Source organism: Streptomyces sp. NPDC033966 (genome assembly GCF_055575955.1).
In genome coordinates this window covers 38,353-52,539 of the sequence record NZ_JBVIRQ010000010.1, presented here as the reverse complement: position 1 = coordinate 52,539, position 14,187 = coordinate 38,353, and the positions used below count along the sequence as shown (strand labels likewise).

Below are 14,187 nucleotides of genomic sequence, written 5' to 3'. Positions count from 1 at the left end.
TCCTCAGATCCCCACCGTGAAGCCTTGGGTCCAGCTCTGCATCTCGTTCACGATGCCGGCCCACATCCCCGTGACGAGCAGCAGGCCGGTCAGGATCAGCATGCCGCCGCCGATCCGCATCACCCATGCATAGTGCTTCTTCACCCAGCCGAAAGCACCGAGCGCCTTGCGGAAGGCGATCGCGGCGAGGATGAAGGGCAGGCCGAGGCCGAGGCAGTAGACGGCGGTCAGCAGCGCGCCGCGCCCGGCGGTGGCCTGGTCGATGGAGAGCGTGTTGACGGCGGCGAGGGTCGGGCCCATGCACGGCGTCCAGCCGACGCCGAAGAGCACGCCCAGCAGGGGCGCGCCGATCAGGCCCGCCGTCGGCTTCTTGTGGAAGCGGAACTCCCGCATGGTCAGGCCCGGGATCGCGCCCATGAAGAAGAGGCCGAGGACGATCACCAGGCCGCCCATCACCCGGGTGATGATCTCCTTGTTCTCGCCCTGGAAGACGTCGCCGAACTGCCCGAAGAGCGCGCCCGTCGAGACGAACACGGCGGTGAAGCCGAGGACGAACAGGCTCGCGCCGGCCAGCATCCGGCCGCGCCGGGCTTCGGCGAGGTCGGCGCCGCTGACACCGGTGACGTAGGAGAGGTAGCCGGGGACGAGCGGGAGCACGCACGGGGAGAAGAAGGAGATCAGCCCGGCGAACAGGGCGATCGGCAGGGCCAGCACCAGCGCGCCGTTCAGGACCGTGGTGTTCGCGCCGGTCGCCTCGGCGGCCAGCAGGAGGTGCGGGGTCACCAGGTCACTGCTCCGCGAGGAGCGGGTCGATCATCGAGCGCAGCTGCTCCTCGTTGACCGCGACGAGGGTGCGGGCGGCGATCTTGCCCTGCTTGTCGAGGACGATCGTCGAGGGGATGGACTGCGCGTTGAGCGTGCCCTTGGGGAAGCGGAGCATCAGCTTGCCGTCCGGGTCGTAGAGGCTCGGGTAGCCGATCCCGAAGTTCTGCTCGAAGGCGGCGGCGTTCTGCTTGCTGTTGTCGCGGGTGTTGATGCCGACGAACGCGACGTCCTTGCCGCCGTCGGCCAGGTCCTTGGAGACCTTCGCGAAGTACGGGGCCTCGGCGCGGCAGGGCGGGCACCAGGAGCCCCAGACGTTGAGGACGACGACCTTGCCCTTGAGGGTGGTCGTGTCGAGCGTCTTGCCCTCGACGGTCTCCCCGTCGAGCTTGGGGGCGTCGGCACGGTCAGCCCTGGCGACGGTGGAGATACCGCTGGGGCCGGTCACGTAGTTGCCGCCGGCGGACCCGGCCGACTTGCCGCCGCCGTCCGAATCGCCGCACGCGGACAGGGTCAGGGCGCTCGCGAGGGTGATCGCGGTCAGCAGGACGGCGCGGCCGCTGGTCGAGCGGCGGCTGGTTCGAGGTGAACGCGCGCGGCTAAGGCTCATGTGAAAAGTTTCGCATGACCGATTTGCGGATCTTCCGCACCCCCCGACGGGGTGTTAAGGCCCTGGTCAGGGACCGGCGGAAAGGTTCCGCCAGTCCCCGGGGGCGGGCCGAGGCCTGGCCGGGGGGCGCGGACCCCTAGGCCCCGAAGGCCTTCGACTTGCCCTTGACCGGCTTCGCCCCCGCGAGGAGGTGCACGGGAACGAGGTCCCGCGCCGGCTCGCTGTACCCGACCGACACCAGCTTGTCGTCCTGGTACGTGAACGACGTCAGCGAAGCGAGCGTGCACTGCCGCCGCCGCGGGTCGTGCCACAGCCGCCGCCGCTCCGCGAAGCTCCGTACGATCCAGATCGGCAGCTGGTGGCTGACGGCCACCGCCTCGTGCCCGCGCGCCGCGTCCCGCGCCGCCTCGATCGCGCTCATCATCCGCACGACCTGCTCGACGTACGGCTCGCCCCACGACGGCTTGAACGGGTTCGTCAGGTGCTTCCAGTTGCCCGGCTTGCGCAGCGCGCCGTCGCCGACGCCGAAGGTCTTGCCCTCGAAGACGTTGCCCGCCTCGATCAGCCGGCCGTCGGTGGCCAGCTCCAGGCCGTGCACCTTCGCGATCGGCGCGGCCGTCTCCTGCGCCCGCTCCAGCGGCGAGGCCACCACGTAGGTGACGTCCCGGTCCTGGAGGTGCTCGGCGACCCGGTCGGCCATCTGCCGGCCCAGCTCGGAGAGGTGGTAGCCGGCCCGGCGGCCGTACAGGACGCCCTCCGGGTTGTGCACCTCTCCGTGCCGCACCACGTGGACGACGGTGATGTCGCTCATGCCGTCGCCTCCGCGGCGGCGCGCGCGGCGGCCGGCAGCGCGGCCGCGATCCGCTCGACCGCCCGCTCGTCGTGGGCCGTGGACACGAACCACGACTCGAACGCCGACGGCGGCAGGTACACGCCCTGCGACAGCATCGAGTGGAAGAACGCGTTGAAGCGGAACCCTTCCTGCGTCTTCGCCTCGTCGTAGTTGCGGACCGGGTCCGCGGTGAAGAACACCGAGAACATGTTCGACGCCGTCTGGAGCCGGTGCGCCACGCCCTCCTTCGCCAGCGCCGCCGTCACCAGGCCCTGGATCTCCTTGGAGACCGCGTCGACCTTCTCGTACGCCGCCGCGTCCAGCAGCCGCAGCTGCGCGAGGCCGGCGGCGGTGGCGACCGGGTTACCGGAGAGCGTGCCCGCCTGGTAGACCGGGCCGGCCGGGGCCAGGTGCCCCATGACGTCCGCGCGGCCACCGAAGGCCGCCGCCGGGAAGCCGCCGCCCATGACCTTGCCGAAGGTCATCAGGTCGGGCTTGACCCCGTCCACCCCGTACCAGCCGGCGCGGGAGGTGCGGAAACCGGTCATCACCTCGTCGGAGATGTACAGCGCGCCGTTCTCGCGGCACAGGTCGGCGAGGCCCTGGTTGAAGCCCTCGGCCGGGGTGACGACGCCCATGTTGCCGGGCGCGGCCTCGGTGATCACACAGGCGATCTCGCCCGGGTGCGCGGCGAAGGCGGCCCGGACCGCTTCGAGGTCGTTGTACGGCAGCACGATCGTGTCGCCGGCCTGCGCGCCCGTGACACCGGGGGTGTCGGGCAGGGCGAAGGTGGCCAGCCCGGAACCGGCGGCGGCCAGCAGCGCGTCCACGTGACCGTGGTAGCAGCCGGCGAACTTGACGACCTTGGCGCGCCCGGTGAAGCCGCGGGCCAGCCGGATCGCCGACATGGTCGCCTCGGTGCCGGAGGACACCAGGCGCACCTGCTCGACGGGCTCGATACGGGCGACGATCTCCTCGGCGAGGGCGACCTCGCCCTCGCCGGGGGTGCCGAAGGAGGTGCCGCGGGCGACCGCCGCCTGCACCGCCTCGATCACCTGGGGGTGGGAGTGGCCGAGGATCATCGGCCCCCACGAGCAGACCAGGTCGACGTACTCACGCCCGTCGGCATCGGTCAGGTAGGGACCGGTACCGGACACCATGAACCGGGGCGTACCGCCCACGGCACGGAAGGCGCGCACGGGAGAGTTCACGCCGCCGGGGGTCACGAGGGACGCGCGCTCGAAGAGCGTCTGCGAAACTGGGGCTTCATACGGGTACGGGTAGCTCACACCAGCCATGGTCTCAGAGGCCGCGACAGACTTGCGGAGGGGCGTTTCACCGCGCCGCCGCGGGGGAGGTCACTGCCATGATGATCAGGCTGCGTGGCGGGGGCCGCGGGGCCGGGGCAGGCAATACGTGTCGGGTGGAGATATGCAACGCGGTGGTGGACCGGGCGAGGGTACCGACGGCCTCGACCCGCAGCGCGCCCGCGAAGCCCGCCGCCGCGGCAAGCACCGTCGGCGCGCGGCCGAGGCCGCCGATCCCGCACCGGTCCAGGGTCCGGGCCGGGCGTCCGGCACCGAGGACGAGGCGGACGACGCGGAAGACACCGGCGGCCTGCCCAAGGGCCGCGGCATGGGAGTGACGTACAAGTACTTCGGCGCCCCCGACGGCGCCACGGCCGCGCGGGTACCGCAGACGATGCGGCCGGAGGAGCTGGGCGGCGACGAGCTCGGCATGGGCGGCATGTTCACCAAGATCAAGCCGGAGACCATGGCCGCGATGGTCCTGACCGGCATCGAGGGCATACCCCTGCACAAGGTGCCCCCGCTGGAGCTCGTCGTCCTGCACCCCGACTACGCGGTGGTCAAGCTGCCCATGACGGTGGTGGACCCGCTGCGCGGGGTCGGCGAGGAGTCGGTCGGCGCGGCCGCCTTCATCTGGTCGACGGTCCCCGACCGGGGCGGCCCGCGCGACGCCTTCAACGTCTACCAGCTGCTGCACGAGTGGCAGGACTTCTCCCACCGCCTCCACGAGAACGGCCACCAGGCCTACTGCCTCGTCTGGCCCTGACCCGGGATCTCATCCACGGTGGGCGGCCTTCCGCGTGGGCGGCCCGCCCCGGACCGGAAGCCGCCCGTCAGGCGGTCGGGGCCACCCTTCTTGGGCAGCAGGCGGTCGTCGAGTGAGCGCAGCTCGCGCCGTCCGAGGCGGGCGGTGATGTGGTTGCGGACCGTGGCCTCGCACCGGAGAGCGGTCGTCGGGCCGGCGGAATTCGCGTCCAGCCATTTCTGCGCGTAGCCGGCGCGGCATCTCCTCGGTCGCGCTGAGGACGACGTACGGGCCGTGCCGCAGCTCGGCGTCGACCTCGGCGGCCCGGCTGCCGGCCGCCGCCCCGGTCCCGAAGTTCTCCTTGCGCTGCTGCCCGTCGAGGTAGCGGCGGCGGGCCTCTCGGACACGTCCGACGCGCTCCGCTCTGACGACCCAACAGATTTGCATGGCCGTTCAACGCACACGGGTTCCTGACGTCGCGTCACTCATGCAGACCATTTTTTCCGATTTGCGGTCTATTGCTGGGAAATATGCGTAAATACTCTCACGTGACGGCGCATCACATCTCTGGAAGGGACGGTCTGCGGCTCCCGCTCGGGGTGAGCCTTCGCACCGGCGCCGATAGGGGGCCTGCGGCCCTCAGCAGCCATCGTCGCGGGCGCTCGGGATCCTCCTACGGGGGACTGAGACCCGAAGCAACAAGAAAGGTCCTGCCATGGCATTGGACGCCATCCGGTCGGCTCCACCCGACACAAGCCCCCACCGCAAACTGCTCAAACGGGGGGCCTTCGCCCTGCTCCCCACAGCGCTCCTAGCGGCCACCCTGATCCCGACCGTCGCCCACGCCGCAGAAGCCCCCGTGCTGCTGGGGACCACCGCCAGTTACGGGGTCCTGGCCGGCTCTACGGTCACCAACACGAACGACACGGTCATCAACGGTGACCTGGGGCTCTATCCGGGCACGTCGGTGACCGGCTTCCCTCCCGGCATCGTCAACGGAGTGATTCGCGTCGCCCCCAACGCCGCCGCCGCTCAGGCGAAGTCCGACCTCGTCGTCGCCTACGACGACGCGGCGGGCCGGGGGCCCGGGACCGTGCTCGCATCGTCCGAGATCGGCGGACTGACGCTGGCGCCCGGCGTCTACACGGCCCCGTCGTTCATCCAGCTCACCGGGACGGTCACGCTCGACGGCAAGAACGACCCCAACTCCGTCTTCATCTTCCGGATCCCCTCGACCCTGACCACGGCTTCCTCAAGTGCCGTGGAGTTCATCAACGGAGCAAATGCCTGCAACGTGTTCTGGCAGGTGGGCAGCTCCGCCACCCTCGGCACGACCACCCAGTTCAAGGGCACCATCCTGGCCCTGCAGTCCATCACGCTGAACAACAGCGCCGTGATCGAAGGCCGCGCCCTGGCGCGTGAGGCCGCGGTCACGATGGACAACAACACCATTACGAGGCCGACCTGCGCCGCCGGCCCGCCCGGACCTTCCGGCCCGCCCGGACCTCCCGGCCCCACCGGCAGCCCCGGCCCCACCGGGTCTCCCGGCCCGACCGGCCCGGCCGGGCCGCCCGGACCGACGGGCTCGCCCGGTCCCACCGGCAGCCCCGGCGCACCCGGACCCGACGGCGCACCCGGACCCGACGGCGCACCCGGACCCTCCGGACCTGCCGGACCTGCCGGACCTGCCGGACCTGCCGGACCCACCGGTAGCCCCGGCGCACCCGGACCCGACGGTGCACCCGGACCCGACGGCGCACCCGGACCCGCCGGACCTGCCGGACCCACCGGTTCTGCCGGACCCGCCGGACCCGCCGGACCCACCGGTTCTGCCGGACCCGCCGGACCCGCCGGACCCACCGGTTCTGCCGGACCCACCGGACCCGCCGGACCCACCGGTTCTGCCGGACCCACCGGACCCGCCGGACCCACCGGACCCACCGGACCCGCAGGACCCAAGGGCCCTCGCGGCGACAAGGGCGAGAAGGGTGACTCTGGCGATCACGACCACGGCCATCACGGCCACCACGACGGCGGCGACGAGGGCGAACATGGTCGCGACGACTACGACCACGACCACGACGATGAGGGTGAGGGCGAGCAGGGTCACGGTCCCGACGACCACGACCAGGGCAAGCCCGGCCACGGTCCCGACGACCACGACCAGGGCAAGCCCGGCCACGGTCCCGACGACCACGACCAGGGCAAGCCCCCGTGGGCCGACTTCCTGCCGGGCGGCCTGGACGACGCCCTGGGCCACATGCTTCCCGGCCAGGCGGCCAAGAACGTCAACTTCGCCCACGTGAGCGCCGCCACGGCCCGGCAGCCGAAGCCGGCGTCGCCCGGCCTCGCCACTACCAGCACGAGCAGCGGGACCGGCGTCATGGCCGCTTCCGCAGCCGCCCTGGTATTCGTCGGAGGCTCGGCGGTCTTCGCGATGAAGAGAACCCGCCGAGGTACGGCTCGTCGACAGCACTAGCCGGCACGAGGCCGGTGTGACAGCCTCGCGCCTCTGACCGATCGGTCTCGACAGTGCCCGAAGCCGAGCCCCTGGACACGTCGTCCAGGGGCTCGGTCCTCTGTCTCAGGACGCGTACCGCACGACGCTCACGGCTTCGGCGGGGAGGGCGTGCGGGCGTCTCCCCAGGATTCCGTGGCGACATACAGCTTGATGGCTTCGTCGATGAAGTGACGGGTACTGTCCGGGCTCAGTGCCTGGGCCTGCAGGTGGGCATACATATCGCTGTAGATCCTGACGTCGGATCGTTTCTCCAAATAGAGATCGCTGGTGAACCTTTCCAAATACACCACGCTCACGTCGGTAGCGTCGGCGAACTCCAGCAGCGCGAACTGTCCGGAGACACCGGGATGCGCCCCCGCGTCGTGGGGGAGGACCTGCACGGTGATGTGCGGCTGGGCTCCGAGGTGGGTCAGATGCTCCAGTTGCTCGCGCATGACCTCGCGGCTGCCTACGAGGCGCCGCAGTGCCGACTCGTCCAGCACGGCCCATAAGCGCAGCGGATTCTCCGGGACGCCCAGTCGGCGCTGGCGCCGCAGCCGCACCTGGAGACGCATGGCGGCCTGTTCGGCGGTGGCCTGAGGGATCGTTCCTGCGATGACCGCCCGAGCGTAGGCGGGGGTCTGCAGCAGGCCGGGGATCACCAGGGGCTCGAAGCACCGGATCGCTGCGGCCTCGGCCTCCAGGCCGATGTAGGCGCCGTACGGGATATCGCCGTAGGAATTCCACCAGCCCTGCTGCCCCGATTCCCTGGCCAGCCGCATCAACTGGTCTACAATCCGCTGGTCCTGGACTCCGTACAGCCCGCAGAGATCGCGCACGTCTCGCGGCTTGATGAGGCGACGGCCGTTCTCCATGAGACTGATCTTGGGCTGGGAGATCAGCAGGCTCTCCGCCACCTGCGGCGTCGTCATGCCCTTCATCTCCCGGAGCCGACGGAGCTCCGATCCCAGTCTGCGCCTGCTGACGGTGGGATTGACATTGACACCCACGGGCCGTGTACCTCCGCTCGAAACCCTTGCGCTGGCAAGCAGATTGCCATGGCCAGGGCACGTGGATCCGCCTTGACCACGTGTCGTTCAATTGGTTCGCGCCGGGCGCAGAGCGGCCTGAATTTCGTAAATTCCCATCCATACGAATTGCAGACCGCGCAGCAACCGCGACGAGCCCCGTTCCGATGAATTTCTGCGCAATATGCCGCCCCCCGGGACCTTCAGGCCTCGCCGCGCGCGGCAGCGTTCTCCTGCCACGTGCGGCCGATCGCCTTGACCAGCGCCGGGTACACCCCGATGTACCGGAAGGGCTTGATCGCGGCCATGTACGCGGCGCCGAACAGGCCGTTGGGCTTGACCAGGACGGCCATCTGGCCGCGGTAGCCGCCGAGGCCGTCCGGGACCCAGCCGATGTGCATCACCCCGTGCACGGTCTTGTTGCCCATCTCCGCGGCCCACTCGTCGTGCGTCAGGTAGACGGAGGTGAAGGGGTGGCCCTCCAGGTCGGGCCCCCGCAGGCCCTCGGCGAGGTCGGCCGGCAGCCGCTTCCGCAGCGAGTCCACCCGGCCTCCGACGCCGCCGCCCGGCTCGTCCCAGCCCAGCAGCGCGCCGAGCTTCCAGCGGATGGCGAAGAGGATCCGGTACAGCGGGGAGGAGATGCCGGACGCCTCGCCCCGGCCCTCGGCGAACTGGGCCACCAGCCACGCGAGGTCGTCCGGGCCGCCCGGTGTCGGCAGTGCCCAGACGTCCTCCAGCTGGAAGTCACCGGCGATCTCGTGGATGCGCCAGGGCCGGGAGGTGTGGGCGGTGCTGGGGAGTTTCATGCGAGTGCCCCTCATCTATACGATGCCGTACAGATAAGGCTAGGCCTGTTTATACGGATGCGTATAGATCACCGGCGCGTGACGGGAGACACACCATGGCCACCGCCCGCACCCCCCGCGGCAAGTGGATCGAAGAGGGCCTGCGCGCCCTCGCCGCCGGCGGCCCGGAGGCCGTACGGATCGAAGGGCTCGCCCAGGCCCTCGGCGTCAGCAAGGGCGGCTTCTACGGGTACTTCCGCAACCGGGACGCGCTGCTGGAGGAGATGCTCGACACGTGGGAGCACGAGGTCGCGGACGCGGTGATCGAGCGGATCGAGAGCGGCGGCGGCGACGCGCGCGCCAGGCTGGACCGGCTGTTCACCTTCGTCGCCGAGTCGGCCGACGGCCCGGTGCGGGGCACCACCGTCGACCTGGCCGTCCGCGACTGGGCCCGCCGCGACCCGGCCGTCGCGGCGCGGCTGCGCCGCGTCGACAACCGCCGGATGGACTACCTGCGCGGGCTGTTCGGGGCGTTCTGCCCCGACCCGGACGACGTCGAGGTCCGCTGCCTGATGATGTTCTCGCTGCGGATCGGCGCACAGTTCATGGCCGTCGACCACGGCGGCCGCAGTCCCGCCGAGATGGCGGCACTCACCCGCCACTGGCTCCTGCGCCCGCCTTCCCCTTCTTGACGCGCCGCTCGCGCGGTGCGGCGCTGGGGCGCGTCAAGAAGGGGCGCGGCGCGTCAGGAACGGACGGCCAGGACCACGCGGCCCCGGGTGCCCGGGACGGCCAGGGCTTCGTGGGCCTTCGCGGCCTCCGCGAGGGGGAAGGAGTCCGCCACGCGGAGCGTCAGCGCGCCCGCGTCCACCAGGGCGGACAGCCGGCCCAGCAGCGCGCCGTCAGGGGCGACCTCCTGCTCCGCCACCCGGATCCCCCGCTCCGCGGCCGGCGCCGCACCCGGGATGAGGCCGACGTACGCGCCGCCGTCGCGGACGAAGGCCAGCGCCGGAGCGCCCAGCACCGCCGTGTCCAGCACCCCGTCCACCGGACCGGCCGGCGCCGAACCCCGGGCCGTGAACTCCGCCGCGCCGAGCGAGCGCACGAACTCCTCGTCCCCCGCGCCCGCCAGCGCCGTCACCACCAGCCCCGCCCGCGCCGCCAGCTGCACCGCGAGGCCGCCGACCACGCCGGCCGCGCCGGTGATCAGCACCGAGTCGCCCGGGGCGAGCCCCAGCAGGTCCACGGCCCGGGCCGCCGTCAGGCCGCTCAGCGGCAACACCGCCGCGGCCGCGTCGTCCACCGACTCCGGGGCCGCCGCCACCGCCGAGGCGTCGAGCACCGCGTACTCGGCGTGCGTGCCGAGCGGCTTCACCGGGCCGTAGTGCAGGCCGACCACCCGGCGGCCCTCCGTCCAGCCGTCCACGCCGGCGCCGACCGCGTCGATCTCGCCCGCCACGTCCCAGCCGAGCCCGAGCCGCTGCCCGGCCCCGCCGAAGACGCCCGCGCGGACGGCGCCGTCGACCGGGTTCACCCCGGCGGCCCGGACCCGGATCCGGACCTGGCCGGCCCCCGGCTCCGGAACCGCCACCTCGGCCAGTTCCACCCGCTCCGGCCCGCCGAAGGTGCTGACGACCGCCGCCCGCATGGTCCGGGCCTGGGTCTGGGTCTGGGTCTGCTGCTCGCTCATCGTTCTCTCCCCGTTGGTGTCGTTCGGCCCTTCGGCCGTTCCCGATGACCACTAACTTATGGAGAGGTACTCTCTTTTCGTAAGTACGCACTCCGGAGTGCGTACCCGACCCGGAAGTGGGCACCCATGGCCACCCGCACCGCCGCCGCCCTCCGCGAGGAGGCCCGCGCCGCCTACGACGCCTTCGTCAAGGAGTGCCCCACCAGCCAGCTCCTGGCCCGCATCAGCGACAAGTGGGTCGGCCTCGTCCTCAGCGCCCTCGGCCAGGCCGAGCACGGCTCCATGCGCTACAGCGAACTCGGCCGCAAGATCCCCGGCGTCAGCCAGAAGATGCTGACCCAGACCCTCCGTTCCCTCGAACGCGACGGCATCGTCACCCGCACCGTCACCGCGACCGTCCCCGTCCGCGTCGACTACCGCCTCACCGAACTCGGCGGCAGCCTCGGCTGTCTCCTCTCCTCCGTCAAACAGTGGGCCGAGAACCACTTCGACGAGGTCAGCGCCCACCGCGAGGCCTACGACGAGGCCGCCGCCACCGCCTGAACCCCCGAAATTCGGCCCGCCGCCCCGGCCCCCAATGGCATGCTGGGACCGTGAACGGTCCCGGCATCCACCTCACCCTCGCGCCCGAGCTGCGCCTCTTCGCCCCGCCCAGTCGGCGCGTCGACCGCGTACCGACCGCCACCGACGGCGCCTCCAGCCTCGGACACGTCGTCGAATCCGCCGGCGTCCCCCTCACCGAAGTGGGCCGGCTGCTCGTGGACGGGCAGGAGGTCACCGTCTCGTACGTGCCCCGAGCCGGCGAATCGGTCGAGGTGTTCGGCATCGAACGGCCCCAGCAGGTCACCGGCGCCCCGCTGCGCTTCCTCCTCGACGTCCACCTCGGCACCCTCGCCCGCCGGCTGCGCCTGCTCGGCGTCGACGCGGCCTACGAGAACGAGGACATCGGCGACCCCGCCCTCGCCACCCGCTCCGCCGCCGAGCAGCGCGTCCTGCTCTCCCGCGACCGCGGACTGCTGCGCCGCCGCGAGATCTTCGCCGGCGCGTACGTCTACAGCGACAACCCCGACGACCAACTGCGCGACGTCCTCGGACGGTTCGCCCCCGAGCTGGCGCCCTGGACCCGCTGCACCGCCTGCAACGGCCCGCTCCGGGAAGCGGACAAGGACAGCGTGGGCGACCGGCTGGAGCACGGCACGCAGCGCTCGTACGACGTCTTCGCCCAGTGCACCGACTGCGAGCGCGTCTACTGGCGCGGCGCCCACCACTCCCGCCTGGAGCGGATCGTCGGCGACGCCGTGGCCGAGTTCGGCAACGGCGCCACCGTCTGACCCCGTTCGGTTCAGAAGGCGTACGGGTCGCCCGTGTCCAACGCCAGTACCACGTGCTCGTTGTTGGCGTGGTTGCGGTCGGTCGCGCCCCCGTCCCACAGGGTGTCGATCCGCACCGCGACCTCCGCCGGCCGCTCCCGCAGCCCGAGCAGCAGCGCGATGTGGCGTCCCCGCCCGTGCCGCGGCAGTGTGCCCGTCTCGCACACCACCTCCCGCCGGCCCACCCGCGCGCACCCCTCGGACAGCGCGTGCCGGTCGGCGAGGTCCGCGGACAGCCGCACCCGCACGGTCGCGTTCGGCACCTCGGCCGGACCCTCGTTCTGCGGCACCATCCACACCTTCAGCTGCCCGTGTGCCAGCTGGACCCGTCCGTGGTAGGCCACGTCGGCCACGTCGGCCTCCTCGTCCGGCCCCGGCCGGGCACCCGCCGGCCCTGCCCCGCACAGCACCAGCAAGCCCGCCACCACCACACTGCGTACGGCACCACGGCGCACCGCCACCACCTCCTCGCGCGGACCGTAGCCACCCCGCCCACCCGTTGATCGGACCATCACACGAATGAGGGCGAGCCGTCCGCCATTCGCCCCGCGGCCCCGCCCCGCCCCCGTGCGTAGGCTTCGCGCCATGCTGATCGCCCGCTCCGCCGCCCTCTTCGCCCTCGCCGCCCTCCTGGAGATCGGGGGCGCCTGGCTGGTCTGGCAGGGCGTGCGGGAGCACAGGGGCTGGGCCTGGGCCGGCGCCGGGGTCATCGCCCTCGGCCTGTACGGATTCGTCGCCACCCTCCAGCCGCAGGGTGACTTCGCCCGCGTCCTCGCGGCCTACGGCGGGGTCTTCGTCGCCGGGTCCCTGCTGTGGGGCGTGGTCGCCGACGGCTACCGGCCCGACCGCTGGGACGTGGCCGGCGCGCTCGTCTGCCTCGCCGGGATGGCCGTGATCATGTACGCGCCGCGCCGCTGACCCGGCCTATGCTGACGGAGATTCGCCCGTACGAACGACCGAACCGGCGGGCGACCCCCGCGACCCCGCGACCCCACGAGGAGCCCCGCCCATGAGCACGCGCCCGGCCACCCGAACCGCCGTAGTCACCGGCGCGAGCAGCGGAATCGGCGCGGCCACCGCCCGGCAGCTCGCCGCCGCCGGCTACCACGTCGTCCTCACCGCCCGCCGCAAGGACCGCATCGAGGCGCTCGCCGCCGAGATCGCCGAAGCCGGCCACGAGGCCACCGCCCACGCCCTCGACGTCACCGACCGCCCCGCCGTCGACGCCTTCGCCGCCTCCCTGGAGCGCTGCGACGTACTCGTCAACAACGCCGGCGGAGCCATCGGCGCCGAGCCCGTCGCCACCGGCGACCCGGCCGACTGGCGCACGATGTACGAGGTCAACGTCATCGGCACCCTCAACCTCACCCAGGCGCTGCTGCCCGCCCTCATCGCCTCCGGCGACGGCACCGTCGTCGTGCTCTCCTCCACCGCCGGCCACTCCACCTACGAGGGCGGCGCGGGCTACGTCGCCGCCAAGAACGGCGCCCGCGTCCTGGCCGAGACCCTCCGCCTGGAGATCGTCGGCCAGCCCGTCCGCGTCATCGAGATCGCGCCCGGCATGGTCAAGACCGAGGAGTTCGCGAAGACCCGCTTCCGCGGCGACGCCGCCAAGGCCGAGAAGGTCTACGAGGGCGTCGCGGAGCCCCTCTCCGCCGACGACGTGGCCGACACGATCACCTGGGCGGTGACGCGCCCCAGCCACGTCAACATCGACCTGCTGGTGGTCCGCCCCCGCGCCCAGGCCTCGAACACGAAGGTCCACCGCGAGCTGTAGCCGCCGCTAGAGAACCAGCCCGGCGCTCTTCAGGTGCGGCATCAGGGCCGCGGGCTTCAGCCCGGCGGCCTTCGCCGCGTCCAGGGCCCGCTGGAGGTCCGCGGCCAGCGTCGGCGTGAAGTGCAGCAGCACGATGTCCCCCGCCTTCAGCTGCGGGGTGGGCGGGGTCTGGCCCCAGGTGGTGAAGTCGTGCGTCCAGGTGACCAGCGCCTTCACCCCGCAGGCCTTCGCCGCGAGCCGCACGTCGTCGTTGACCGCCCCGTACGGCGGGCGCAGCAGCTTCGGCGTCCGCCCGAAGGCCGCCTCCAGCTGCTCCCCGGCCCCGCACACCTCGGCGTCCTTCCCGGCGGCGTCGAGGGTGGTCAGGTCGGGGTGGTTGACGGTGTGGTTCTCGACGGTGGCCCGGCCCTGGTCGAGCAGGCCGGTGAAGTAGGCGGTGTCGTACGAGGTCGCCCCGGGGAGCAGGAACATCGACACCGGCACCCGCTTCTCGGACAGGATCCGGGCGGCCTCGGGGTCGTGGTTCCAGCCGTCGTCGATGGTGATGAAGACGACCTTCTCCTGAGTCGGCACGTGCGACACCACGGGCGGCAGCCCCACCCCGGCCTGGGCGGACCCGGCGGCCCCGAGGGCGAGCGACAACGACGCGAGCGCGGCGACAAGCACACGAGTTCTCCACATGGCGCACACCTTGGTCTAGACCATCTCCCGCCGTCAATCC

16 protein-coding genes are annotated in these 14,187 nt (G+C 72.1%); 7 read left to right on the top strand and 9 right to left on the bottom strand.

Annotated features, from left to right (window positions below):
* Positions 1 to 3: 3 nt before the first annotated feature.
* From ACZ518_RS26555 to hemL, 4 genes are all read right to left on the bottom strand, one after another.
* Positions 4 to 783 carry a cytochrome c biogenesis CcdA family protein gene (locus tag ACZ518_RS26555; RefSeq protein WP_469115510.1) on the bottom strand — a complete coding sequence of 260 codons (780 nt, stop codon included), beginning with the start codon at positions 781 to 783 and terminating at the stop codon, positions 4 to 6.
* A gap of 4 nt (positions 784 to 787) precedes the next feature.
* Entirely contained in the window at positions 788 to 1,432 is a 645-nt protein-coding gene (locus ACZ518_RS26550) for a TlpA family protein disulfide reductase (protein ID WP_469115509.1), read from the bottom strand.
* A gap of 136 nt (positions 1,433 to 1,568) precedes the next feature.
* Positions 1,569 to 2,243: a histidine phosphatase family protein gene (locus tag ACZ518_RS26545; RefSeq protein WP_469115508.1), complete on the bottom strand. Its 675-nt coding sequence runs from the start codon at positions 2,241 to 2,243 to the stop codon at positions 1,569 to 1,571.
* Positions 2,240 to 3,562: a glutamate-1-semialdehyde 2,1-aminomutase gene (gene hemL, locus ACZ518_RS26540; RefSeq protein ID WP_469115507.1), complete on the bottom strand. Its 1,323-nt coding sequence runs from the start codon at positions 3,560 to 3,562 to the stop codon at positions 2,240 to 2,242. Before hemL ends, ACZ518_RS26545 begins: the two co-directional genes overlap by 4 nt.
* A 337-nt stretch (positions 3,563 to 3,899) precedes the next feature.
* Here hemL and ACZ518_RS26535 point away from each other — a divergent pair, with 337 nt between their 5' ends.
* Entirely contained in the window at positions 3,900 to 4,337 is a 438-nt protein-coding gene (locus ACZ518_RS26535) for a hypothetical protein (protein ID WP_007264729.1), read from the top strand.
* A 694-nt stretch (positions 4,338 to 5,031) separates the two neighbouring features.
* Entirely contained in the window at positions 5,032 to 6,795 is a 1,764-nt protein-coding gene (locus ACZ518_RS26530) for an ice-binding family protein (RefSeq protein ID WP_469115506.1), read from the top strand.
* A 128-nt stretch (positions 6,796 to 6,923) separates the two neighbouring features.
* On the opposite strand, the gene ACZ518_RS26525 is transcribed toward ACZ518_RS26530, so the two are convergent.
* Complete coding sequence (locus ACZ518_RS26525; RefSeq protein WP_469115505.1) at positions 6,924 to 7,826, bottom strand: helix-turn-helix domain-containing protein; 903 nt, start codon at positions 7,824 to 7,826, stop codon at positions 6,924 to 6,926.
* Between the two features lie 221 nt (positions 7,827 to 8,047).
* Positions 8,048 to 8,650 carry a DUF2867 domain-containing protein gene (locus ACZ518_RS26520; RefSeq protein ID WP_469115504.1) on the bottom strand — a complete coding sequence of 201 codons (603 nt, stop codon included), beginning with the start codon at positions 8,648 to 8,650 and terminating at the stop codon, positions 8,048 to 8,050.
* Between the two features lie 95 nt (positions 8,651 to 8,745).
* Between ACZ518_RS26520 and ACZ518_RS26515 the strand changes: the two genes are divergently transcribed.
* Positions 8,746 to 9,321 (top strand): TetR/AcrR family transcriptional regulator, encoded by a 576-nt coding sequence (locus ACZ518_RS26515; protein ID WP_469115503.1) that lies wholly within the window; start codon positions 8,746 to 8,748, stop codon positions 9,319 to 9,321.
* Between the two features lie 53 nt (positions 9,322 to 9,374).
* On the opposite strand, the gene ACZ518_RS26510 is transcribed toward ACZ518_RS26515, so the two are convergent.
* Complete coding sequence (locus ACZ518_RS26510; RefSeq protein WP_469115746.1) at positions 9,375 to 10,277, bottom strand: NADP-dependent oxidoreductase; 903 nt, start codon at positions 10,275 to 10,277, stop codon at positions 9,375 to 9,377.
* A gap of 168 nt (positions 10,278 to 10,445) precedes the next feature.
* Here ACZ518_RS26510 and ACZ518_RS26505 point away from each other — a divergent pair, with 168 nt between their 5' ends.
* Positions 10,446 to 10,862 carry a winged helix-turn-helix transcriptional regulator gene (locus tag ACZ518_RS26505; RefSeq protein ID WP_469115502.1) on the top strand — a complete coding sequence of 139 codons (417 nt, stop codon included), beginning with the start codon at positions 10,446 to 10,448 and terminating at the stop codon, positions 10,860 to 10,862.
* A gap of 50 nt (positions 10,863 to 10,912) precedes the next feature.
* Positions 10,913 to 11,650 (top strand): Mut7-C RNAse domain-containing protein, encoded by a 738-nt coding sequence (locus tag ACZ518_RS26500; protein WP_469115501.1) that lies wholly within the window; start codon positions 10,913 to 10,915, stop codon positions 11,648 to 11,650.
* Positions 11,651 to 11,661: 11 nt separating this feature from the next.
* Here ACZ518_RS26500 and ACZ518_RS26495 read toward each other — a convergent pair whose 3' ends face one another.
* Positions 11,662 to 12,144: a hypothetical protein gene (locus ACZ518_RS26495; RefSeq protein ID WP_469115500.1), complete on the bottom strand. Its 483-nt coding sequence runs from the start codon at positions 12,142 to 12,144 to the stop codon at positions 11,662 to 11,664.
* A gap of 130 nt (positions 12,145 to 12,274) precedes the next feature.
* On the opposite strand from ACZ518_RS26495, the gene ACZ518_RS26490 reads away from it, so the two are divergent.
* Both ACZ518_RS26490 and ACZ518_RS26485 read left to right on the top strand, forming a co-directional pair.
* Positions 12,275 to 12,607: a YnfA family protein gene (locus ACZ518_RS26490; protein ID WP_468167459.1), complete on the top strand. Its 333-nt coding sequence runs from the start codon at positions 12,275 to 12,277 to the stop codon at positions 12,605 to 12,607.
* 91 nt (positions 12,608 to 12,698) lie between these two features.
* Positions 12,699 to 13,466: an SDR family NAD(P)-dependent oxidoreductase gene (locus ACZ518_RS26485; RefSeq protein ID WP_469115499.1), complete on the top strand. Its 768-nt coding sequence runs from the start codon at positions 12,699 to 12,701 to the stop codon at positions 13,464 to 13,466.
* A gap of 6 nt (positions 13,467 to 13,472) precedes the next feature.
* Here ACZ518_RS26485 and ACZ518_RS26480 read toward each other — a convergent pair whose 3' ends face one another.
* Complete coding sequence (locus ACZ518_RS26480) at positions 13,473 to 14,147, bottom strand: polysaccharide deacetylase family protein (protein ID WP_469115498.1); 675 nt, start codon at positions 14,145 to 14,147, stop codon at positions 13,473 to 13,475.
* Positions 14,148 to 14,187 lie beyond the last annotated feature (40 nt).

Coding starts and splice junctions, on each gene's coding strand:
- ACZ518_RS26510 (WP_469115746.1), bottom strand. CDS start 10,277: ATGCGGGCGGCGGTCGTCAGCACCTTCGGCGGGCCGGAGCGGGTGGAA.
- hemL (WP_469115507.1), bottom strand. CDS start 3,562: ATGGCTGGTGTGAGCTACCCGTACCCGTATGAAGCCCCAGTTTCGCAG.
- ACZ518_RS26530 (WP_469115506.1), top strand. CDS start 5,032: ATGGCATTGGACGCCATCCGGTCGGCTCCACCCGACACAAGCCCCCAC.
- ACZ518_RS26545 (WP_469115508.1), bottom strand. CDS start 2,243: ATGAGCGACATCACCGTCGTCCACGTGGTGCGGCACGGAGAGGTGCAC.
- ACZ518_RS26485 (WP_469115499.1), top strand. CDS start 12,699: ATGAGCACGCGCCCGGCCACCCGAACCGCCGTAGTCACCGGCGCGAGC.
- ACZ518_RS26515 (WP_469115503.1), top strand. CDS start 8,746: ATGGCCACCGCCCGCACCCCCCGCGGCAAGTGGATCGAAGAGGGCCTG.
- ACZ518_RS26480 (WP_469115498.1), bottom strand. CDS start 14,147: ATGTGGAGAACTCGTGTGCTTGTCGCCGCGCTCGCGTCGTTGTCGCTC.
- ACZ518_RS26535 (WP_007264729.1), top strand. CDS start 3,900: ATGGGAGTGACGTACAAGTACTTCGGCGCCCCCGACGGCGCCACGGCC.
- ACZ518_RS26550 (WP_469115509.1), bottom strand. CDS start 1,432: ATGAGCCTTAGCCGCGCGCGTTCACCTCGAACCAGCCGCCGCTCGACC.
- ACZ518_RS26505 (WP_469115502.1), top strand. CDS start 10,446: ATGGCCACCCGCACCGCCGCCGCCCTCCGCGAGGAGGCCCGCGCCGCC.
- ACZ518_RS26490 (WP_468167459.1), top strand. CDS start 12,275: ATGCTGATCGCCCGCTCCGCCGCCCTCTTCGCCCTCGCCGCCCTCCTG.
- ACZ518_RS26520 (WP_469115504.1), bottom strand. CDS start 8,650: ATGAAACTCCCCAGCACCGCCCACACCTCCCGGCCCTGGCGCATCCAC.